Raw genomic sequence first — 21,692 nt, forward strand, 5'->3', positions numbered from 1 at the left:
CGTCCATTACCTAATAATTGACTGAGTGCTAGAATGGTAGCTCCTCCTCCAATCGTTTCATTTCCTCAAGTTCGTATTGAGTCAAAGGCTTAATAGAGGATTGTCTCTTTTTACTTTCTTCGCCCTGATCAAATAACGAGCGTTTACCGTAACTCTTTTGGTTAAGATAACCTTCGAATTTATTTCCGAATAACGTTTCTGGTCGAAGGTATTTGCACATTTCTTTATCTCTAAGCCATTCTGATACTTTTTTATCAATGACTGTTTTAAAGTCATCAAAAATAAATCCGTCATTCCACCGAGCTTTAATTAGGTCTTTTGTTTTCTTAGATGAATACTTGTAGTTTGTGTTTGCTTTTTCATTGAGATAAGAAACGATTTCGGAAAAAGGTATATATATCTTTTCTTCTTCTTTTTCTTCTTCTTTTTCTTTTTCTTTTTCCCCACGTGTCGTCGACGAGTCGTGGTACGTGTCGTAAACAGCTTGAGAAAACTCATTTAATACTGTTTCATTTGATATTTGATTCATAACTTCCCACAAAAGAGTCTTGTCTTTAACATCTGTCAATTCCTTTTTGATACAATCTAAGACAGGTTTTCCAGTATTATTAAGGTTGTATTTTCCCCAATTCAATATGGCTAACTCTCTTGTTTCAGCATTGTATTTAACGATTTTATGATTATTGATAAAACGATCTAAAAGGCTATTTATCGACTCGGATGAATAACCTAAGTCGAAAGCCATTTGTTTTTTTGTTATTTGATAGACACCGATTTGCGTGGTATTAGGATTTGTTAAAAGGTAAAGATAGAAGTATTTATCCTCCGGTGTCATTTCTTCCAGTACCTTTGCATCCTGCCAAAATTCGGTATGAACGTATCTAAATTTAGCCATTTTTTCACTTCCCTGTTCTAAATCTTTCAAAATCGTGATAGAATAGCGATAAGAATATATTTTTAACGGACCTGATGTTGCAGCATCAGGATTTTTTATTTTCTTTTTTCGCTCCCATATGTCCGATCAAAGCACCTAAGATAAATGTGGTTAATCCATAACAATAAATTATGAATATCGTATCTAAACTCATTACGACACTCTCCTCGGCACCCATGCCTCAATGTATCGAACAGCAGAAAGCATATCCTTGCGCTTTATGTCCTTGTAGCTAGTAACGGCAAAACGGTCGTGGATTTCTCTATGAAGTTCACGAAAAAGCTGTTGTATAACGTTTGGGTCGCTTTCAAGTTCGTAAACCTTTTTAGATATACCTTTTTGGATTCTTCGCTGTTCTCCATAATCTAGTGTTATCTGGTTCTCGACCATCCCACGAACTTCTTTCACTTCTTCCCTTATAACCACAATTTCTTCTGATGTTTCGATTGAAAGTTTCATAGCTGCTACTAGTTGTTCTCTTTCGGATAAAACCTTCACTTGCTGTTTTATAGTGTAATAATCATCGACTAATGTGGCATAGGCCTTCCAAGCTTCATCAGTATTTAACGACTTTGCGTGAAGCCAAGCACCATTTTCTGTCCAAAGATAAAGAATTGAAGCAAACTTTAGGCTGTCGTCAAATTGACGTGACCCTTTGAATTCTCGTAAACCTTCTCCTGATAAAGCGTAAAAATGCTTACCTTGGACATATCGGTCAGAATTGCGTTGAAAATTTCGATTGATAATTTTGGAATCAGATCCATATGCTTCTGCCAACTGTTGAGTTGTTAAAACTCTAATACCTTCTCTTTCAATAATTTGTAGTTGATTCATTTCCTCAACTCCCTATGCATATACTAAATTTTTATACTTTAATTTGTTCATCATATTTCGCCATTTGACTAAAAAGAGAAGCCTGATTAGGCTTTAAGAACCGAAACGTATTTTCATAGCTTCAAATGCAAGCTTCCGATTGTAATCATCCAAATAATCGAGGTCCGATAAATTAAATTTGTTCCGCTCGTTGAAAAGATGAAGAGCAAGATTTAACATAATTTTTTCTGAACTAGACCAAGGTGCTGCGTTTCTTTTTAAGGCTTGGAATTTCACTGTTTCGGCATTCAAATCAAAATACTTGGTGGTAAACACGCTTTTTAGTTTCCAATGATTTTGAAACAGATGATAAAGCGATGCCCAGTAACGATTCTTTATTAATTGGACTGGAAAAGATTGCGCCAAAATAATTACCTCCCAAAAATTTGTACAAAATACTTTTCCAAAAACTCTTGCATTCTAGCAGCAATAAACATCCATTTTTCTCCACGTTTTTCGGGATAGTAAACAAAACCGCCGTTTTCCAAATCGAGAATTTTCTTGTAACAAGGTCGGAGCAGGACATTTTCTTTAAGCCAGTCATCTGAGTAGCCGGTTGCCTGCTCCAGATCCTTCATGGTCCACCATATTTTCTTATTCATAGCAATCTCTTAACTACAGATTTTCTGTAGTTGTCCCTCAAAAAAAATAATGTCACCAATTCTTACTTTTGTTAACGATACAAATTTCAAAGCAACATCCATCCGAAACACTTTTCGATACTTTTCATACTGAATATAGGTTTTTTCTGACATACTAAGTTTTTTTGCCATTTCAACTTGGGTAAATCCACCTAATATTCTTGCTTGTTCAATGGTGTATTTCACACCACCACCTCCTTCTTGGTTTAAACTTACTACAGATTTTCTGTACTTGCAAGCCGAAAATACAGAAAATCTGAAAAAATATCAAAATATCAACTATTTATATACAGAAAAACTGCATAAAACTACAGAAATAGTGTATACTAATCAATATAAGGAGGTGAGATAAAGATGAAAGTCGGAGACAAAATAAAGGAATTACGAAAGCAGCATCGTATGACTCAAGCGGATCTTGCAAAGAAATTAAATGTAGCACCAACAGCAGTATCAGCTTGGGAGGGAAACCACAATAGGCCTTTAATGGATAAAATAACAATTCTTGCTGATCTGTTTAAAGTCCCAATTACATATTTCTTTGACGTAGAAGACTTAGGCGAAACGGGAGAATCAGTTTTGCTCCCGATTTACGGAAATATTAGTTGCGGGACAGGTACTGTGGTGTATGAACAGACTGGTGTTTATGAAACCACTCCTAAAGATTGGTTAAATGGTGGAGAGTATTTCTATCTACGAGCAAAAGGTGATAGCATGATTGGTGCGCGAATTCAAGAAGACGACTTACTTTTAATCAGAAAACAAGAAGATGTCGAGAATGGTGAAATAGCTGCTGTTGTTATCGAAGAAGAAGCGCTTTTAAAAAGAGTTTATAAAACAGATAACTCAATCATCTTGCAATCTGAAAATCCAAAGTATGCTCCGATCATATACAATCCCGAACAAAATAAACTGATCAGGATTGTGGGAAAACTTAAAAAAGTAGTATTAAATTTCTAACGTTAGCAATTTAATCTTCAAAGGCGGGTAGCTCCCGCCTATCTTTTTAACGAAAGGAGTAATTATGATGGCCAGTATCCAGAAACTTAAGAACGGCTGGCGATATAGAGTATCTTATAAAGAAGGCGATAAATATAAAACAAAAACACAAGGATGTTTTAGAACTAAGCGTGAGTGCGAACTTGCTGCTGCAGAACTAGAAAAGAAATTACACGTAGGCCAAGACATTTCTGCAGTTGATCAACTGTTTGCCGAATATATACGTAATTGGTTTGAGATTTATAAGAAAGGTAAATACAGTCCTAAGCACGAATCAGATATTGAACGTTCAGTAAAACTTGTAGAGTTACATTTTGCCGGTGTACGAATGAAAGATCTCACCAGGGATATGTATCAGCGATTTATCAATGAATTAGAGCCCCATTATGCTACTGAGACCATTAGAAAAAGGCATTTATACGTCAAAACATGCTTAAAAGACGCAATCGAGGATGGCATTATCATAAAGGACCCGACATATAAAGTGATTATAAAAGGACACAAAGAAGAAAAAGCAGAGGTATTAAAATACCTTAATTTCGAAGAACTAAAACACCTTACAACAAATACAAAGAAAAACCTAAAATTAAGGTACGTTTCACGATATATCATTCTATTTGCGATTGCAACTGGAGCAAGATTTTCGGAGATTTTAGGGATGACTTGGGATTGTGTGGACTTTGAGAATCAAGCAATCACGATCAACAAAACTTGGGATGCAAAATACAAAAATGATTTTAGCGATACAAAAAACTATGCTTCAAAGCGGACAATCACAATAGATAAAAGTACTTGCAATATCCTTAGTAGTTTAAAACACGAACAGAATGTCGCGGCTGCAGAAACAGGTATGAGAAACGAAAAGAATTTATGTTTTATTAATTCTAAATTTGAGTTGGTCACGAATAATGCTGTAAATAAAACACTTAAGGCTCTTTGTCGAGAAGTTGGAGCCAAACAAATAACATGCCACGGCTTAAGGCACACTCACGCCTCCATGCTTCTGTTTAAAGGTGTAAATATAAAATATATCTCTCGCCGTCTTGGACACGGCGATATTGTAACAACTTTACAGACCTATTCTCATATTTTAGACGAGATGGAACAAAAAGAGTCACGCCAAGTAGACGTGACCATGCAAGAACTTTTTAGTGCAAAATAAATGCAAAATTTTTTCAAAATCTATCGATTTCTTTAGGATTCTGCCAAAATCCAAAAGATCCGATAACGTTGTTGTATCAATGGTTAAACTAAGTTTACTCAAATTGTTTAGGATACTATGGCGGGACTGCGTGGGAATCGAACCCACCAGACCTGGCACGCAGGTCTCAAGCAGTTTTGAAGACTGTGGGGGACACCAGTACCCCATTCAGCCCCGTGATTGGGAAGAAGGCTTATGTGATGGCGGCTGAATTCGCCGTGGCACAAGTATATCATTAGTAATCATATTACATTGGAAAATAGGAATCAATAGAAACGGCTTGATTGTCATCTTTTTGTCAAGCTTTTTCCCTTTTTAAAATGCTTTAAATCCTTGCAGGATGAAATTGTCAGCATGACTTGTCTTCTTTTATATCAAAAGTCTATAATAAAAGGAAATAATAGACTTTGTAGGTGAAACGCATGCTTCATGGTTGGTTTTTATGGTTTATCCTATTTTGGATCTTCTTCCTAATTTTTTCGTTTGGGATTGGCGGATATTTTATGTTTCGAAAGTTTTTGAAGAAGATGCCGAAGGAAGACGGAAAATCTGTGATGGATTGGGAAGAGCATTATGTCAATGAATCATTGTATCTTTGGACCGATGAAACGAAAGCGCTTCTTAACGACCTGGTCAGCCCTGTACCTGAGCTTTTCCGCGATGTGGCGAAGCATAAAATTGCCGGAAAAATTGGTGAACTAGCCCTAAAAGAAAATGCCCAGGAGATTTCCGAAGGACTCGTCATTCGCGGCTATATTCAAGCAACGCCAAAGAGAGATCATAAATTTTTACGGAAAAAGCTATTTGATAATAAAATTGATGTTGCCCCTTATGAGCACCTATTTTAACCGTCTTCAATTTGGACGGTTTTTATTATATGAAAGTAGATTCGCAGATATATTTCATTTTTCGCAGATAATCGACCCAGAATCGCAGATAAAATAGATTTTTCGCAGATATCTTGGGAATTTACGCAGATAAAATAGTTCGCCAACAATTATTCCCTTCTAAAACAGGTAAACTTAAGACAAAAATATAACTTTTACTGCTAGATTATTAAATTACATAGAAAAAACACCGACCCGCTAATTACCTAGGTCAGTGTCTTATTCTCATGCTCCATGAAGCTGTTTATATAACTTCCGATAATCGGTATACATGGCCACGCGCCATGGGAGGATCATAAAAAAAGCTAATAGGAAGAACATTCCGCCTAATTGCGAAACATTGATCGTCGCACTCATGAAAAATTTCATGGCAATTCTGATGACTAAAAGGCCAATTAAGATAAAAATAAATGCCTTTGACCGCTTCAAATAAATGTCCTCATCACGAATTTCAAACTTTGAGGTTTTTATGAGAAAAATGGAAAAAAACATTCCGACAACCACTGCCTCAATAATTTCACCAGGCGTTAATTGAAATTGTGGTATAAAGTACATGCATGCCCCTGTAGACATAAAAAGGGGTGGTAACATAATTTTTTTCGCATTCGTTGGTTTCTTTGCCGCTTTTAGACGGACGATCATAACCATTATAGCCATAGCGGCTGCAATAACAGAAGAAATAATAACCTTATCCATTATGACATTCATCCTTACTTGTTTATTTTTATACCTCATTATATATCAATTGCTTCAAATTGAAAAAAATTAATAATCGTTTAATGAACATTTTTTATTTCCATTAATATTCTATTCAAAGCAACCTACCAAAAATACGAAAAAAAAGTAAAAACCGTTTCAGAGAATTCCTGAAACGGTTATATTTTTCAATAATCTTTGATCTAAAAATCTAGCATCCTCAGAATATTTGAAATGAGCTATAGGAGAATTTAGAATCCTGAAAAATTGCCAAATAATCCTTGGAAAACAGCGATAATTTTTGTCATCCAGTCGAAAAAGAGGATAAATCCCATGATTATCATGATATAACCGCCGATTTTCATAATCATTGCACTATGCTTCTTAATCCATTTCATCCGCCCCACAAAGAACGATAGGATGAAAAATGGAACAGCAAATCCTAGTGAATAGGCAGTCATATATAAAACGCCTGAACCAGGGTGGGTTGCAGCTAATCCGATTACGATTCCTAGAATAGGGCCCGTACACGGTGTCCAGCCGGCTGCAAATGCCATACCAATTAAAATGGAGCCAATATATCCTGAAGGCCGATTCTTAAATTCAAAACGGTGTTCCCTCATCATAAAATCTGGTTTTATGATTCCTACAATCACTAATCCAAAGAAAATAATAAAAATAGCGCCTAGCTGACGAATTAAATCTTTGTATTCTCGAAAAAAACTGCCGATAAACGAAGTTCCAAATCCGATGGCGATGAAAATGACGGAAAAACCGATGAGGAAAAACAGCGTATGCAACAGGCTCCGTTTTTGGAGCATGGCATTATCACTTCTCAGTTCTCCAACCGACATTCCTGTTATGTATGAAAGAAAGGCGGGATAAAGCGGTAAACAGCAGGGTGAAATAAAACTCATGAATCCAGCACCGGCTGCTACAAAAACATTTACATCAGACATATTAACACTCCCACTATAGTCGATACCTCTTCATTCTAACAAAACACAAGCCTAAAAGATAATGATTATCATGAATATTTTGTGTCTTTACATTAGAAACCCATTTTATTTTCAAATTCTTGTCATTTATTCAAAAAATAGTTGGTGGATTGGATAATTTTTTACACTTTACTTTGAATTAATTCCCATCATAGGTTATACTAGTAAAATGTATTAGGAATTACTAATTTTCATTAGGAGTTTCTCCGGAAAGGACATCGGCCGTGATCAAACAAGAATTTATCGCATTAATTGAAAATAAACGAGCTGAATTAATTCAAGTCGCAATCAATAAGGGCTTGAGTTCCTCCGATGCTATACGCTATAGCCAAGAACTTGATCATCTTATAAATGAATATAATCGCATCTACTTAAAAAAAATCCCAACAACATCCTATTCATAATAATATAAACGAGCCTGGTACGAAACCAGGCTTTTTCTTATTTATTCACAACATTCTCTAGTCTTTCAAAAGTACCATTTTGCAATAAAAACATTTTATAGTATAAGCCGCCTTGCGCAAGCAGCTCTTGATGGGTTCCACTCTCAACAATTTCACCTTGATGCAGGACAAGAATGGAATCAGCATCTTGAATCGTTGATAGTCTGTGGGCGATAGCTATTGTAGTCCGACCTCTTCGCATTCTTGCAAGAGCGGTTTGAATAGACTCTTCCGTTTCCGTATCGATATTGGCTGTAGCCTCATCAAGGATAAGGATTTTTGGGTTTGCCGCAATCGTTCTCGCAAACGCTATCAATTGCCGCTGCCCGCTTGAAAAAGTAGCTCCGCGTTCGACCACCTTATCGTCATAGCCATCCTCTAGCCTTTCAATAAAAACATTTGCTTGAACAAACTCTGCTGCCTCTCTTATTTGTTCATCAGTGAGTGTATCGTTATGAAGTCGGATATTATCTTTTACAGTTCCATAGAACAAAAACGGATCTTGTAGGACAAGGCCCAGTTTTTCGCGGAGCTCTTGTTTTGTAAAGCTGCGGATTGAATCACCATCAATTAAAATGTCTCCTCGATTATATTCATAGAAGCGCATTAATAAATTGATAATGGAGCTTTTTCCACTTCCAGTATGACCGACGAGTGCTACTGTTTCCCCTGGGTTAGCTGTAAAAGAAATATTTTTTAGTACATCTCTTTTTCCATCATATGAAAAGCTTACATTCTTAAACTCAATTTTCCCTTTTTTAATTACATTTGGCCTATCCGCTTGTTTAGGTGCCAACTCCTCGTTATCCAACAATTTGAAAACTCTTGAGCCTGCGACAATGGCTTGCTGGTAAAGTGATAGCCTCATCATCATATTAACGACTGGTTCAAAAAATCGGTCTAAATAATTAACAAACGCGTATAATACCCCAATTTGTATAGAATTCTGGAATGATGTAATGCCAAAATAACTTAGGACGATAATCAGCGCAAAAATATAAATAAGATCAATAGCAGGCCGTAAAAGTAATCCATCAATTTTTATATTTTTCATTCCCGCTTTGAAATGCTGATCATTAATCTCTCCAAATTCTTGACGGAGTCGCTTTTCTTGGCGAAACATTTGCACGATCGCCATGCCTTGCAGGGATTCGCTTAATTTTGCATTCAACTGACTAAGCCTTTCACGCATATCAAGATAAAAACGAGAGCTTAATTTTCGATAAAGGGTCATAACAAATAAAATAAGCGGGATAATGATGACACATAACAAGGCAAGCTTAGCATTTAATATAAACATCGCAATAAAAATACCCACAAGCAGAAATCCGCTTTGAATAAAGGTAGCAATGACTGTTACAAACATATCCTTAATTGCTTCAGTATCGTTTGTCACTCTGGAAACAATGCTGCCAGCCGGTGTTTTATCAAAAAATTTTAAACCCAGTGCCTGTACTTTTGAAAAAACATCGATTCGAAGCTGTTGAATAATTTTCAAGGCAATTCCTTGAAAAAGCACTAATTGGAAAAACAAAAGGACAGCTTTAACGACTTGAATTCCCATGTATACCGAACCAAGTATGAAAAGTTGCTGGAAGATTAGCTTTCGCGGTGTTAAATAATCATCGATAAAAGTTTTCACAAGAATCGGTAAAAAAATATCGCCTACGGTTGTTAAAATCAATAAAATAAACGCAAGTGCTATAGTTTTAGTATGCGGTTTTGTATAAGATAAGAGGCGAAAAAGAACTTTTCGCTGCTCCTTCTCTGATAAAACATCTATTTTTTCCATCTTAATGCCCCCCATGCTCAACAAGTTCTTCAAGCTGCTGACGTAGATACATTTCTTTATACCATCCGTCATGTGCCATCAACTCATCATGAGTGCCCCGTTCCTTAATCCAGCCATCCTCAAGAACAATAATGAGATTTGCGTGTTGAATTGCACTTAAGCGATGGGAAGTAATGATGGTCGTCTTACCCTCGCGGTTTTGCCTTAATGCCGAAAGGATCGCTTCTTCCGTTTTGGCATCAACCGCTGACAAAGAGTCATCAAGAACTAATACTTCTGGATCCATTAATAATGCCCGGGCAATTGAAATTCTTTGCTTCTGTCCGCCCGATAAGGACACACCACGTTCCCCTACAATCGTTTCATAACCATAGGTAAACTGTTTGATATCTTCGTGAATATTTGCCAACCTCGCTGCCTCTTCAATTTCATTTCTGTCTGCACAAGGATTTGTAAAGGAGATATTTTCAGCTATTGTTGATGAAAATAAAAAATGGTCTTGAGGAACGTATCCAATTGCTTCCCGTAATTTTTCAAGTTTATATTCTTGAAGAGTTCTACCCCCAAAAAGAATGTGCCCGTTATACCCTTCAAACTCGCGGAGCAAAAGCTTTATAAGAGTGGTTTTTCCGGAACCTGTTTTCCCTACAACTCCGAGAGTTTCTCCTTTATGCAGTTTAAATGAAATATTCTTCAGAATGGGTTCTGTCTCATCCGGATAAGTAAATTCATTAATTTCATACTTGATATCACCTTGTGGTACAACGTTTATTGCCTGATTGTCGTCACTGATATCTACTTTTACACTAAGAAGTGTTTTAACCCGATCATATGAGGCACGACCCCGCTCAACAATATTGAACAGCCATCCAAATGCGAGCATGGGCCAGATTAACAGACCTAAATAGGTAGTAAAAGATATTAATTGCCCGATGGTTAATTCTCCAGCTAGCACATATTTTGCTCCAAACACTATCGCTAAGAAAAAAGAAATGCCGACAATAATCGAAATGGTTGGGTCATACAAAGAATCTATTTTTGCCACGACGATATTTTTTTGAACCACATCTTCTGATTGCTTACGGAAGTCCTCGATCTCTTCCTTTTCCTGACCAAAAGTCTTTATGACCTTTATCCCTGAAATACTTTCCTGTGTTTTATCATTTAATGAAGAAAAAGCCTCCTGTGCTTTATAAAAGCTTTTATGAAGCATCGTCCCAAACCAACTTGTCAAAATCGCCATAAATGGCATTGGAATGAGGCATATTAATGTCAATTTCCAGCTGATTGTTAGAGCCATTGCAATGATGACAAATCCACCAGTGGAAAGGGAATCTACTAATGTCAAAACTCCTGCGCCCGCGGTTTGCTGGATTGCCTGCAAATCGTTCGTTGCATGGGCCATCAAGTCACCGATTCGGCTTTTCTGATAAAAGGCGGGTGACATATTTGTAAAATGATGATATAAACGGTTCCGAAGGATTTTGCTAAGCTTGACTGATGAACCAAAAATCATGATTCGCCAATAATAGCGAAGAACATACATGGTAACCGCGACGAAGACGAGGATCATCCCCCATTCGATTAGCAAGCCTTTTGTTACCGTTCCCCCTTTAATATGATCGGCCACCGCCCCAATAATCTTTGGTGGCACTAGCTGCAAGAACGCCACTACCAAAAGGATGAAAACGCCAAATATGTACGCTTTTTTCTCCTGTTTAAAAAACCAACCTAAATCTAAAAAAACCCGCACTTAAATCCCCCCTAACACAACTGCCTTGGCTTTATATCTCTAATTTATTTCACCTGAAGTTACATTTTATCAAATATTCTCAAAATAATAAAGATTAGGAAATAATTAAAAATAATGGATAAAAATAAGCACTCAATCTATATGAGTGCTCCTTCCGATCTATTTGGATTGAATGATAGCGATAAGGTAGTACTAAAGTACTTTTTTGAAAGAGTAACAAAATTTCTCATACCCCATTTTTGTTTCATAAAATCTGTGTGCGTCTGAACGAAATAGCGCTGATTCTAAATTCACAATTCCACACCCGTTGTGAATAGCGTATTGATGTATATACGAAAGTAATTTTTCACCATATCCCTTAGAACGCTGTGAAGATTGAGTAACCAATTCATAAACAAATACATGTTTACCATAATAAAAATTTGTTCGAATTGCTACACCTGTAACCGCAACTACTTGTTCATTGTGATATAAAGCAAATAGCTTATATCCTTCTTCCCTCATACTATGAAGAATTTCAAGATACGTACTCTCGTTTAGATGGGTTCTTAATTCGTTCATAACTGGAAATGCTTCAAGCCATTCTTTCTCTTCTACTAATTCTTTTATCATTTCATTCACCCCTAATGATTATGTATATCAACATTTATTAATTCTGGGAAAATAATAAAACTCCTGTATTATTTTTAAAAAACACAAAAATTCACACATTGTGATGTTGATTAAGTTTTCTAAACCCAAATTTATGTTTCTCTAACATTCTCATTGACTTTGGTGTTAATACTTAGGCAATGCAATGGTACATGCACACTTCTAAAAAAATTCTCTTATAACACAAAAAACCACTTTTCTTTGGTTTAGTTTCCAATAGAAAAAGTGGTTTCGGATTAGTTTGATGAAAGATAAAACAAGGATAGGACAAAATGTGTTAAAAATTCACTCTATAACAAAACGTTAATGAAAACTTGTCCTATTAACGCTTTAAATCTTGATCAAACCATTGATTTATCAGGGTTTTACTTGCCCTGCTGCTTATTCATGGCGTTCATCATTTGGTTGATTTTCTTCTGAGAAGGTTTCATACCCATTTGCATCATCATCATTTTAAGCATTTGTTCATTAACTGGGGGATTTTTCTTTAAATAGCTCATCATGTATTTACGAGCAATGAAAAACCCTAGTGCTACACCAGCTGCTAATGCTAGTATACCAACTAGAAAATACATCATTAAAACTTCACTCCTTCGTGTTGTCTACCATACTACAGTGTACTAAAATAAACAAGATATTACAATATCATTCATTTTGAATTAGATAAATTTTCTTTCTTTAATTGGTTTTAGCCAGCCAACTAGTTGATGTTCAAGATCCAAAGCTAAAAATGATGCTTCAACCTTCCGGAGGACTTCAAAAAATATCGTCTCTGCTTCATAGGTTCCACGAGCCTTTACTGTAAGTAAGTCCTGAAAAACTTCTAATTTTGCCGTACTTAGTTTTCCGCTTAATTCGATTAAATATGCACCATTTTCAGGTTTAAAGCCCTTCACTATGCCAAGTTGTTTTTGGATCAGTTGATGGAACTTTAACACCTCAAGCTTTTTGGTTATATAGGAAATTTGTTTTTTTATAATAAATTCGAGTTCTCCGTTTGCTCTTTCATAATCCTCAAAAAGCTGCAAAAACATGCGCTCTCTTCCGAAGTAATGGGCGGCAAATTCATCTTCTATTAGATAGAGTTGGTAGTTTCTCACCACGTATCTCTCCTTCGTCGAAACCCTTTTTACAATTATAAAGAAACAATTTTAAAACATATGTCTTATCATGGCAAAAACTTTCACTAGTTTTGTCGATTGTTTGCTTTCTTTTTAAAATTCTATTTTACTTTCCCCAAAAAAATTCCTAACTTCGTGAATTTGCCATTCATTTCGATAATATCAAATAAAAAGAGAACGGCTGATATAACCGTTCTCTCAAGACAAATCCATTATTATTTTTTCAAAAGAGCTTTAACACGTGCTACTACGTTGTTCACGCTGAACCCGTATTCTTCCATAATTTTTTCACCTGGTGCAGATGCTCCGAATCTGTCAATCGCTAAAACATCGCCTTCATCCCCGACAAACTTATGCCAGCCAAGTGATGAGCCAACTTCAAGACCTAGACGCTTTTTCACATTTTTCGGCAGGATCGAATCTTTGTATTCTTGCGATTGCTCTTCAAAACGATCCCAAGATGGCATACTTACAACAGAAACTTCGATTCCTTCACTAGCAAGGGATTTCTGTGCTTCAACAGCAAGTCCTACTTCAGAACCAGTTGCAAGAAGTAATGCTTCAGGTGTTTCTTTACCAGCTGGTGAAATGACATAAGCACCTTTTGAAACTCCATTATATGCATTTTTGTCAGTATCTTTCATGGTCGGTAAATCTTGACGAGTTAAGATAAGGGCAGTAGGCTTATTGGTTGATTCTACTGCAAGCTTCCATGCTGCTGCTGTTTCGTTACTGTCAGCAGGTCGGATAACTGAAAGACCTGGCATCGCCCGTAATGCTGCTAACTGTTCAATTGGTTCGTGGGTAGGTCCGTCTTCCCCTACAGCGATACTGTCATGAGTAAATACATAGGTTACAGGTAATCCCATTAAAGCAGCAAGACGAATTGCAGGACGTAAGTAATCGGAGAAAACAAAGAAGGTTCCGCCAAATACTTTTACTCCTCCATGGAGTGCCATTCCATTCATCGCAGCACCCATCGCAAATTCACGAACGCCAAACCAGATATTACGACCTTCGTATGAACCTGGCATATAATCTTTTACACCTTTAATCAATGTCTTATTGGAGCCGGCAAGGTCTGCAGATCCACCGATAAAGAATGGTAAATTTTTAGCAATGCCATTTAATACCTCAGCAGATGATGCACGAGATGCCATGCCTTTTCCTTCACTGTATACAGGTACATCTTTGTCCCAACCTACAGGAAGTTCATTTTTTGTAGCATTCTCAAATTGTGCTGCTAATTCAGGATATTCATTTTTATATTGTGAAAAAATGTCATTCCATTCTTTTTCCTTTTTCTCACCGTTTTCAACAACGAGCTGTTGGAAATTTCCATACACTTCTTGAGGAACATAGAAATCTTCTTCAAAAGTCCATTTATATGCTTCTTTTGTTAAGCGTAATTCTTCTTTTCCAAGAGGTGCACCATGAACGCCTGAAGTTCCTGCACGATTTGGTGAACCATATCCAATAACCGTTCTTACCTCAATCATCGTAGGTCTATCAAGGTCTTTTCTTGCTTCTTCAAGAGCCGTTGCGATTTCTTCAAGATTATTACCATCTTCAACACGGAGATATTGCCAGCCATATGCTAAGAATCGGTCCTTAACACTTTCGGAGAAGGATTTATTTAAGTCACCATCAAGAGAAATATCATTAGAATCATATAAAACAACTAAACGACCTAATTTTAGATGTCCAGCTAATGAAGCAGCCTCCGCAGAAACACCTTCCATTAAATCACCATCACCACAGATACCATATGTATAATGGTTTACTAGTTCAAATTGATCTTTATTGTATTCAGCTGCTAAATGACGTTCAGCCATAGCCATACCAACTGCCATAGCAATCCCTTGCCCAAGAGGCCCTGTTGTTGCTTCGACACCTTCTGTATGGCCATACTCAGGATGCCCAGGAGTCTTACTTCCCCATTGACGGAATTGCTTTAAATCTTCCATCGTTACGTTGTAACCAGATAAATGAAGCATGCTATATAACAAGGCGGAACCATGACCTGCTGATAAGACAAAACGGTCGCGGTTAAACCATTGTGGATTTTTTGGGTTATGGTTCATAAAACGAGTCCATAACGTATACGTCATTGGTGCAGCACCCATCGGCATACCAGGATGTCCGGAATTTGCTTTCTCGATTGCATCAATGGCAAGTGTACGAATAGAAGTAACAGATAAATCATCAATATTTTTAAACATGAAATACATCCTTTCTTATCACGAGGATAATAAATACATCACTTATAATATATTTCCCTTGTTTTTATTTCAACAATTAACAACTAAATAACATCAGATATCCATAATATTTTCTTATTTTGACACAAAAAAATAGAGAATATGTCAATAGGTGTAAAAATAAATGCATTCCTAATTAATGAAGCATATTTTTTTTCCTAGCTTTAATTTTTTCTGGTGTTACATCATTACCCTCTGGATCAATAATTTTTGTATTGGTTAAAGTGTCTAGCATTTGTGCACGGAAAGTTGCTAAATACTCACTTCTCAATTTAGATTGTTCCTTTGCCTCAGAATCAGTTAATCCCAATGTTTTTGATTTCTTTGCAAGTTCATTTATTCTTGCCATTTTTTCTTTTGAGAGCATTAAAAACCTTCCTTTCAGTAAATTTCGTACATGACTTCAAATTTACTAAAAAAAAGGTCGTCTGACAAGTTGAAAGGTCTATGCTTCATCTTGTGACTCGATATATTCTTGATACCTTCTATGAACCGTTGCTTTCGAAACGTTAAAGCCAAATCCCCTTAAAGTAGCAGCTATTTCAGAAAAGGTTAATTCATTTTTTCTTAGCCTAACGATTTCTTTTATAGGGACTTCTATCTTTTCTCTCCCCGAATGCTCCCCAAGGTTCTTTAAATTCTTCTCGGGCCTATATCCCAATTCAACAGCTCTTTTCATTCCACGTTTAATTTTCACATTATGAAGCTTTCGCTGGTATTCCTCGACCATCCCGACAATCTGTAACACCATTGAATCAGATTCAGACAGTTGTAATTCTCCATTATGTGAAATGCTATATAGTTTGATTCCTTCTTTTATGATGCAATGCAAAAGAGCAATTTTTGCGTTACCTCTTCCAAGCCTAGTCTCATCTTGGATTAATACTGCTTGAACTTGGTCTTGTTTTATTTGTTCTAATAATTGTAAAATACCGTCCCGTTCAAGGTCATAGCCACTTGCTTGTTCCTTAATGATGGAAACTACTTCGAATTGGTGCTGTATTGCTAGCTGTAATAGTTCTTCTTCTTGTCGCTTCAGAGAGGTTTCTTGAGTTTCTTTCGTTGTACTGACACGACAGTATATGATAGCTTTCATCTTCAATTATTCTCGCCTTCTATTTGTCGGCACCACTTGCAAATTCTGTAAGTGATGGTGCTTTATCACTGACTGGAATCACAATTTTTTCACCCGGATAAATGTGATCTTCATCTATATTATTATGGTTTTTAACCCAACTGACAAATTGAGTGTTCGACATCGAGTGCTGGCCGGAAAATTGCTGAGAGATTTTCCAAAGAGAATCTCCTTCTGATACCGTAACCTTTATAAAATGACTATCATTTGATTGCATTGATAATATAGTCGCCAACGAGATACTTAGTATTACAAGAATAATAGCATAAGAGTTGCGTTTCCATACTTTTTTCATAATTAACACCTCTTAGGAATGTATGTTCGTTTCTATTTATCTTGATTATATTCCGAACATTTGTTTGTTGTCAACACATTTTTCGAACTTATGTTTGTATTAAAAATATGAACATGTTATAATAATTACAACAATATACAAGAACGAGGTGGACGAAATCATGGCGAAGATATCGAAGCGGCAGCAAGATATTCTCGATTTTATTAAAGGTGAGGTTAAACGGAAGGGATATCCACCATCCGTGCGTGAAATCGGCGAAGCAGTAGGACTAGCATCAAGCTCAACTGTACACGGCCACTTAGCAAGGTTAGAGAGTAAAGGACTCATTCGACGCGATCCTACTAAACCAAGAGCCATTGAAATTTTAGAAGTAGATGAAACAGTTGGTATACCGAGAAATAATGTGGTAAATGTTCCTGTAGTTGGTAAAGTCACAGCTGGCCTTCCAATTACAGCAATCGAAAACGTAGAAGAATATTTTCCACTTCCAGAAAGACTAGCACCTTCTGATGAGCATGTATTTATGCTGGAAATCATGGGTGAGAGTATGATAGAAGCTGGAATTCTCGACGGAGATTATGTTATTGTCAAGCAGCAGCAAACCGCAAATAACGGGGATATTGTTGTTGCCATGACAGAGGAAGATGAAGCTACCTGTAAAAGGTTTTTTAAGGAAAAAGATTTCATTCGCTTGCAACCAGAAAACTCCACCATGGAACCTATCATTTTAAATAATGTGTCGATCCTCGGAAAAGTAATTGGCGTTTATCGACATATTCATTAATATTACAAAATCATGAATTTACACCCAGTTGTTTTTACCAAACAAACTGGGTGTTTTTTCATCTTTTTCTGAAATTATAAAGTGTTTCATATGTTGATAAGGATTTTGCCAAATGTTCTGCTACCATTAGTTCATTACCCATTTTTCAAAACCCCTTTCCGAGTGAGTTTACCGCCTCTCAGTAAGTCAACTGGTGCCGGGGTGTAAGAAATTTTTGCCCAATTTCGCCCAACAGACTTTCCACAATCATTTACATACGACGAACAGATTCGCCTCTTCCCCTCACGATAATGATCAAAGGCGATGTTTAATTCGAAGCGAGCAAGTTCTGCAAGAATAGCCAAGTAGTCGTATTCAATCCCAAAAGACTTTATTGCATAATCTACTATTCTTTTTCTCTCATCATCTTTAAGTGTTTCATCTCGCCAAACCTCAAGCTTTCTTACATTCCCTGCTAGATAATTAGATAAATAGGCTTTACCGGTTTTTCTACCTGCTTGTGCTTCGGCTAGGGTATCACTATCAAGGAAGATCGCACAGTGAGAGGGTCCTTGCGTGATAATCTCGATTGCATCATCGATAGGCCCGTTCCCCCACACAAACAGCACATCTCCGGGTAAAATATCTTTTGTTTTCAAGTAAATCCCCCCTTTTATATCAATTAAAAAAAGAGCCACAGGAGGCTCTAAAAACAATGTGTTAAGATTAATTTCTTCGTTTTATACTTAAACTTGTTAATGCGTCAATTTGTTTTTAAACTTTCAATTTTTAATCCTGTCTACTATTAATTTATGAGAACTTGTCCGATATGGTGTGTGCTTCTTCCCGTAGAATATCAAACTATTTTTGCGATTAAGAAGAGCAATAAAAGTCTAAATACCGTACTCTTTTTAAATTTAGATATTCTTCAAAAAGTAGATTTTTCCTTTTTACTTCCACAATCACTAATCTCATGATAGGAAATACAATCTAGTAAATAGTGTTAGTAACGATTAAGCAATTGAAAAGGCGATTTTGCCGTTAGAAAAAAATTCCCACAAAATAAAAAAGCCCGACGCTTAGAGCGCCAAGGCTTTCACAAATTAATACATGCTCATATATTGATCGCGTTCCTATTGGTGAAAAACGGTACGGAACATATCCCATTCAATTTCTTTCGCTTTAAAGATGTGTTCGAAAATGTGCTCGCTATGACCCGTTTAAAAAGTGCCTATTTAGCGTATTCTTACTCATTTACAATAACTTCTGCCCAGAAACCTTCTCCTTTAGTAAATTCGATATGTCCATGCATAACCGGACGATTAAAACTATGGTACTCTTCTAAGAATTGAAAAATCCCCTCAAGAACATCTTCTGAATCTAGACTAAAAGTTTGGCTATTGCATACAGCTTTTGCAACAAAGTCCCCATTAGTCAGAACACTGATTTCTTTAACATCCACTGCTTCAGGGTTACTTCTAACTTTATTTGAAATAAAAACACAAATACCATCAATAATTTCTTGTTCATTTAGTCTTAATCTCATTCTTAAAACCTCCTAGTAAATACTTTCCTATTTGCTTTGGCTTTAATAATTACTGTAACTATCCAAATTAAAATAAGTAATACAATTATATCTATAACCCATGCTATAGGAGAAGAGCCATAATTCGTATATTGACCGCCAACATAAAAGGTTCCACCCCATGGATGAAACATACTTCCCCAAAACATTCCTGCGGTAAAACCATGATAATACCCAAACCAACTAAAAGGAGAATAACCTACATGGTAATAATGGTTCACAGTTACAGATCGACCGTTGTAGTAACTTTTAGTCGGACTACCGGTATAAGTCTTGCCAGTTACTACAGTAGATGTTCTACCCGAGAAAGAACCTGATGAAGATTTATTGGTTGATGACTTAGTTGAAGTACCTCCAGAAATTGACCGACCTGTAGAAGTTGATGAACTTTTAGATGAAGAACCGCCACTAACACCAGATGACCTTGATCCTCCACTACCTGATGAATGTGATCCTCCACTAACTGATGAATGTGATCCTCCACTGAATCCTTTTGCCTCAACAAAATTTGGTACTATTAAAATCATAGATAATACAAGTGCTAGCATAAATTTAAATTTCATATTCAGCAATCCTTTTCTAATTTTTAATTTTTCTTCTCCTAATACAACCCAGATTACATAAACAATTTCATCCATGATGTTAAACAAAGTCCTTCTACCAACAATATTTTTCTACAATCCGTTCAGATGGAGAACAAGAAAGTGAAATTGCTCCCATAACATATTCCGTCATTTTCTATAATATACATAATTTATATAAAAAGTGTATTAATTTCCAATAATGAATCGTAAAAAAAGGTGCTCAAATATCAAAAAAGGGTAACAGCTTCGAGCTTCAGCTTCAAAAAAAAAAAGCCCGACGCATATAGCGCCGAGGCTTTCACAAATTAATACATACTCATATATTGATCACGTTCCCATTGGTGAACAACTGTACGGAACATATCCCATTCAATTTCTTTTGCTTCAACGAAGTGTTCGAAAATGTGCTCGCCAAGACCAGCCACGATTACTTCGTCTGATTTTAAATTTTCTAATGCTTGTGCAAGAGTTGCAGGAAGATCAATGATTCCCTCTTCTAATCTTTCGTCTTTGCTCATAACATAAATGTTACGGTCTACTGGAGCTGGAGGAGTCAATTGATTTTTAACTCCATCTAATCCTGCTTTTAATAGAACAGCCATTGCAAGATATGGATTTGCAGCTGGGTCAACACTTCTAACTTCAACACGTGTGCTTAATCCGCGAGATGCTGGGATACGAATTAATGGTGAACGATTTCTTGCAGACCATGCCACATAGCAAGGAGCTTCATAGCCTGGAACTAGACGCTTATAAGAGTTTACAGTTGGGTTCGTTACAGCTGTAAAGTTAGGAGCATGCTTTAATACTCCGGCAATAAAATGGCGTGCTGTTTCACTAAGCTGTAGGTCGCCTGTTGGTTCAAAGAAAGCATTTTGCCCGTTTTTGAATAATGAAAGATTGCAGTGCATACCAGAACCATTCACACCGAAAAGTGGTTTTGGCATAAAGGTTGCATGTAAACCGTGTTTACGAGCAATCGTTTTTACGACAAGCTTAAATGTTTGAATTTGATCACATGCTGTTAATGCATCAGCATACTTAAAGTCAATTTCATGTTGACCAGGAGCTACCTCGTGGTGAGATGCCTCAATTTCAAAGCCCATTTCTTCTAATTCAAGCACGATGTCACGACGGCAGTTTTCCCCTAAATCTGTAGGTGCTAAATCAAAATAACCGCCTTGGTCATTCAATTCTAATGTTGGCTCGCCTTTTTGATCCAATTTAAATAGGAAGAATTCTGGCTCAGGTCCAAGATTGAAATCTGTGAAGCCTAAATCTTTCATTTCTTGTAAGACACGTTTTAAATTATTACGAGGATCACCATCAAATGGGGTGCCTTCAGCATTATAGATATCACAAATTAAGCGTGCTACTTTTCCTTTTTCAGCTGTCCAAGGGAACACGACCCAAGTGTTTAAATCAGGGAATAAGTACATATCAGATTCTTCGATACGGACAAATCCTTCGATAGAGGATCCGTCAAACATCATTTTGTTATCTAACGCCTTCTCTAATTGACTGACTGGAATTTCCACATTTTTGATTGTTCCAAGAATATCAGTGAATTGAAGACGAATAAATTTTACGTTTTCTTCTTTCGCCATGTGTTGAATATCTTCTCTTGTGTACTTTGCCATTGTTACTCCTCCTATAATGTAGAAAATTAATGGAAAAATCGTGACATATCGCCTTGTCTTAATGTTGAACGATTCAGTCTGCCCGAATGCATAATTTCATTTCGAAGCAAATTTCTAAGTTGTTCATCTGTTAACTCGGGCTTGGCTTTTTCTGACTGCTTTTCAAGCACAACAGCTTGTTGCTCTTTGACTGAGAACAATTGTTTAATTCCAGCCATATTGACACCTTGATCAATTAAATCCTTGATTTCTAAAAGCTTATCAATATCATTTAAACTAAATAATCGCCTGTTTCCATCGGTTCTTGCCGGAGAAATCAATTGGTGTTCTTCATAATAACGAATTTGCCTTGCTGAAAGTTCTGTTAACTGCATAACAGTTCCGATTGGAAACAATGGCATTGATCGGCGAATTTCCTTACCACTCACCCAATTTCTCCTCCT

General features: G+C 36.5%; 26 protein-coding genes, 1 tRNA gene and 1 pseudogene. 5 read left to right on the forward strand and 23 right to left on the reverse strand.

The window, feature by feature from the left end:
* Window positions 1-28 precede the first annotated feature (28 nt).
* The 5 genes from BN1082_RS01085 to BN1082_RS01105 form a co-directional block, all read right to left on the reverse strand.
* Window positions 29-895 (reverse strand): conserved phage C-terminal domain-containing protein, encoded by an 867-nt coding sequence (locus BN1082_RS01085; RefSeq protein ID WP_090629710.1) that lies wholly within the window; start codon window positions 893-895, stop codon window positions 29-31.
* A 192-nt stretch (window positions 896-1,087) separates the two neighbouring features.
* Window positions 1,088-1,768: an ORF6N domain-containing protein gene (locus BN1082_RS01090; protein WP_090629713.1), complete on the reverse strand. Its 681-nt coding sequence runs from the start codon at window positions 1,766-1,768 to the stop codon at window positions 1,088-1,090.
* Window positions 1,769-1,861: 93 nt separating this feature from the next.
* On the reverse strand, window positions 1,862-2,173 hold the full coding sequence (locus BN1082_RS01095) for a hypothetical protein (protein WP_090629717.1): 312 nt from the start codon (window positions 2,171-2,173) through the stop codon (window positions 1,862-1,864).
* A 5-nt stretch (window positions 2,174-2,178) separates the two neighbouring features.
* Window positions 2,179-2,409, reverse strand: a complete 231-nt coding sequence (locus BN1082_RS01100; RefSeq protein WP_090629719.1) for a DUF771 domain-containing protein — start codon at window positions 2,407-2,409, stop codon at window positions 2,179-2,181.
* 9 nt (window positions 2,410-2,418) lie between these two features.
* Complete coding sequence (locus BN1082_RS01105; RefSeq protein ID WP_090629722.1) at window positions 2,419-2,634, reverse strand: helix-turn-helix transcriptional regulator; 216 nt, start codon at window positions 2,632-2,634, stop codon at window positions 2,419-2,421.
* 168 nt (window positions 2,635-2,802) lie between these two features.
* Here BN1082_RS01105 and BN1082_RS01110 point away from each other — a divergent pair, with 168 nt between their 5' ends.
* Window positions 2,803-3,405 carry a LexA family protein gene (locus BN1082_RS01110; RefSeq protein ID WP_090629725.1) on the forward strand — a complete coding sequence of 201 codons (603 nt, stop codon included), beginning with the start codon at window positions 2,803-2,805 and terminating at the stop codon, window positions 3,403-3,405.
* A gap of 67 nt (window positions 3,406-3,472) precedes the next feature.
* Window positions 3,473-4,606, forward strand: a complete 1,134-nt coding sequence (locus tag BN1082_RS01115; RefSeq protein ID WP_090629729.1) for a tyrosine-type recombinase/integrase — start codon at window positions 3,473-3,475, stop codon at window positions 4,604-4,606.
* A gap of 118 nt (window positions 4,607-4,724) precedes the next feature.
* Here BN1082_RS01115 and BN1082_RS01120 read toward each other — a convergent pair.
* Window positions 4,725-4,821, reverse strand: a tRNA-Sec gene (locus BN1082_RS01120).
* A 246-nt stretch (window positions 4,822-5,067) separates the two neighbouring features.
* On the opposite strand from BN1082_RS01120, the gene BN1082_RS01125 reads away from it, so the two are divergent.
* Complete coding sequence (locus BN1082_RS01125) at window positions 5,068-5,493, forward strand: DUF2621 domain-containing protein (protein ID WP_090629731.1); 426 nt, start codon at window positions 5,068-5,070, stop codon at window positions 5,491-5,493.
* A 264-nt stretch (window positions 5,494-5,757) separates the two neighbouring features.
* On the opposite strand, the gene BN1082_RS01130 is transcribed toward BN1082_RS01125, so the two are convergent.
* Window positions 5,758-6,228 carry a CcdC family protein gene (locus BN1082_RS01130; RefSeq protein WP_090629734.1) on the reverse strand — a complete coding sequence of 157 codons (471 nt, stop codon included), beginning with the start codon at window positions 6,226-6,228 and terminating at the stop codon, window positions 5,758-5,760.
* A 251-nt stretch (window positions 6,229-6,479) separates the two neighbouring features.
* Complete coding sequence (locus tag BN1082_RS01135; RefSeq protein WP_090629736.1) at window positions 6,480-7,187, reverse strand: cytochrome c biogenesis CcdA family protein; 708 nt, start codon at window positions 7,185-7,187, stop codon at window positions 6,480-6,482.
* Window positions 7,188-7,450: 263 nt separating this feature from the next.
* On the opposite strand from BN1082_RS01135, the gene BN1082_RS01140 reads away from it, so the two are divergent.
* Window positions 7,451-7,630, forward strand: coding sequence for an aspartyl-phosphate phosphatase Spo0E family protein (locus BN1082_RS01140; protein WP_090629739.1), 180 nt, complete (start codon window positions 7,451-7,453; stop codon window positions 7,628-7,630).
* A 37-nt stretch (window positions 7,631-7,667) separates the two neighbouring features.
* On the opposite strand, the gene BN1082_RS01145 is transcribed toward BN1082_RS01140, so the two are convergent.
* The 9 genes from BN1082_RS01145 to yneA all read right to left on the reverse strand — a co-directional run bounded on the left by BN1082_RS01145 (window position 7,668) and on the right by yneA (window position 16,677).
* The gene (locus BN1082_RS01145; protein ID WP_090629742.1) at window positions 7,668-9,461 is read right to left on the reverse strand and encodes an ABC transporter ATP-binding protein; all 1,794 of its coding nucleotides are present in this window, start codon (window positions 9,459-9,461) and stop codon (window positions 7,668-7,670) included.
* 1 nt (window position 9,462) lies between these two features.
* Complete coding sequence (locus BN1082_RS01150; protein WP_090629743.1) at window positions 9,463-11,214, reverse strand: ABC transporter transmembrane domain-containing protein; 1,752 nt, start codon at window positions 11,212-11,214, stop codon at window positions 9,463-9,465.
* A gap of 192 nt (window positions 11,215-11,406) precedes the next feature.
* Window positions 11,407-11,826, reverse strand: a complete 420-nt coding sequence (locus BN1082_RS01155) for a GNAT family N-acetyltransferase (protein WP_090629746.1) — start codon at window positions 11,824-11,826, stop codon at window positions 11,407-11,409.
* 404 nt (window positions 11,827-12,230) lie between these two features.
* The gene (locus tag BN1082_RS01160) at window positions 12,231-12,443 is read right to left on the reverse strand and encodes a YneF family protein (RefSeq protein WP_090629750.1); all 213 of its coding nucleotides are present in this window, start codon (window positions 12,441-12,443) and stop codon (window positions 12,231-12,233) included.
* 81 nt (window positions 12,444-12,524) lie between these two features.
* Complete coding sequence (sirA, locus tag BN1082_RS01165) at window positions 12,525-12,965, reverse strand: sporulation inhibitor of replication protein SirA (protein WP_090629752.1); 441 nt, start codon at window positions 12,963-12,965, stop codon at window positions 12,525-12,527.
* Between the two features lie 236 nt (window positions 12,966-13,201).
* Window positions 13,202-15,208: a transketolase gene (tkt, locus tag BN1082_RS01170; protein WP_090629754.1), complete on the reverse strand. Its 2,007-nt coding sequence runs from the start codon at window positions 15,206-15,208 to the stop codon at window positions 13,202-13,204.
* Window positions 15,209-15,383: 175 nt separating this feature from the next.
* Window positions 15,384-15,614, reverse strand: coding sequence for a DUF896 domain-containing protein (locus tag BN1082_RS01175; RefSeq protein ID WP_090629756.1), 231 nt, complete (start codon window positions 15,612-15,614; stop codon window positions 15,384-15,386).
* A gap of 78 nt (window positions 15,615-15,692) precedes the next feature.
* Complete coding sequence (locus BN1082_RS01180) at window positions 15,693-16,343, reverse strand: YneB family resolvase-like protein (protein WP_090633067.1); 651 nt, start codon at window positions 16,341-16,343, stop codon at window positions 15,693-15,695.
* Between the two features lie 19 nt (window positions 16,344-16,362).
* Window positions 16,363-16,677, reverse strand: coding sequence for a cell division suppressor protein YneA (gene yneA, locus BN1082_RS01185; RefSeq protein ID WP_176699613.1), 315 nt, complete (start codon window positions 16,675-16,677; stop codon window positions 16,363-16,365).
* 160 nt (window positions 16,678-16,837) lie between these two features.
* Here yneA and lexA point away from each other — a divergent pair, with 160 nt between their 5' ends.
* Window positions 16,838-17,461 carry a transcriptional repressor LexA gene (lexA, locus tag BN1082_RS01190; protein ID WP_090629760.1) on the forward strand — a complete coding sequence of 208 codons (624 nt, stop codon included), beginning with the start codon at window positions 16,838-16,840 and terminating at the stop codon, window positions 17,459-17,461.
* Window positions 17,462-17,595: 134 nt separating this feature from the next.
* Here the strand turns inward: lexA and BN1082_RS01195 are convergent, their stop codons facing one another.
* From BN1082_RS01195 to BN1082_RS01215, 6 genes and pseudogenes are all read right to left on the reverse strand, one after another.
* Window positions 17,596-18,099, reverse strand: coding sequence for a C40 family peptidase (locus BN1082_RS01195; RefSeq protein ID WP_090629762.1), 504 nt, complete (start codon window positions 18,097-18,099; stop codon window positions 17,596-17,598).
* Between the two features lie 474 nt (window positions 18,100-18,573).
* Window positions 18,574-18,648 (reverse strand): annotated as a pseudogene (locus tag BN1082_RS28795) (hypothetical protein); the annotation flags it as partial.
* A 38-nt stretch (window positions 18,649-18,686) separates the two neighbouring features.
* Window positions 18,687-18,986: a DUF2653 family protein gene (locus BN1082_RS01200; protein WP_090629765.1), complete on the reverse strand. Its 300-nt coding sequence runs from the start codon at window positions 18,984-18,986 to the stop codon at window positions 18,687-18,689.
* Window positions 18,987-18,988: 2 nt separating this feature from the next.
* A complete protein-coding gene (locus BN1082_RS01205) occupies window positions 18,989-19,663 on the reverse strand; it encodes a hypothetical protein (RefSeq protein WP_245640268.1) in 675 nt (224 codons plus the stop codon).
* A gap of 251 nt (window positions 19,664-19,914) precedes the next feature.
* Entirely contained in the window at window positions 19,915-21,249 is a 1,335-nt protein-coding gene (gene glnA / locus BN1082_RS01210) for a type I glutamate--ammonia ligase (RefSeq protein ID WP_090629767.1), read from the reverse strand.
* 26 nt (window positions 21,250-21,275) lie between these two features.
* On the reverse strand, window positions 21,276-21,677 hold the full coding sequence (locus tag BN1082_RS01215; protein WP_090629769.1) for a MerR family transcriptional regulator: 402 nt from the start codon (window positions 21,675-21,677) through the stop codon (window positions 21,276-21,278).
* Between the last annotated feature and the right edge of the window lie 15 nt (window positions 21,678-21,692).

Source organism: Neobacillus massiliamazoniensis, from assembly GCF_001048695.1.
GTDB lineage: Bacteria > Bacillota > Bacilli > Bacillales > Cytobacillaceae > Neobacillus > Neobacillus massiliamazoniensis.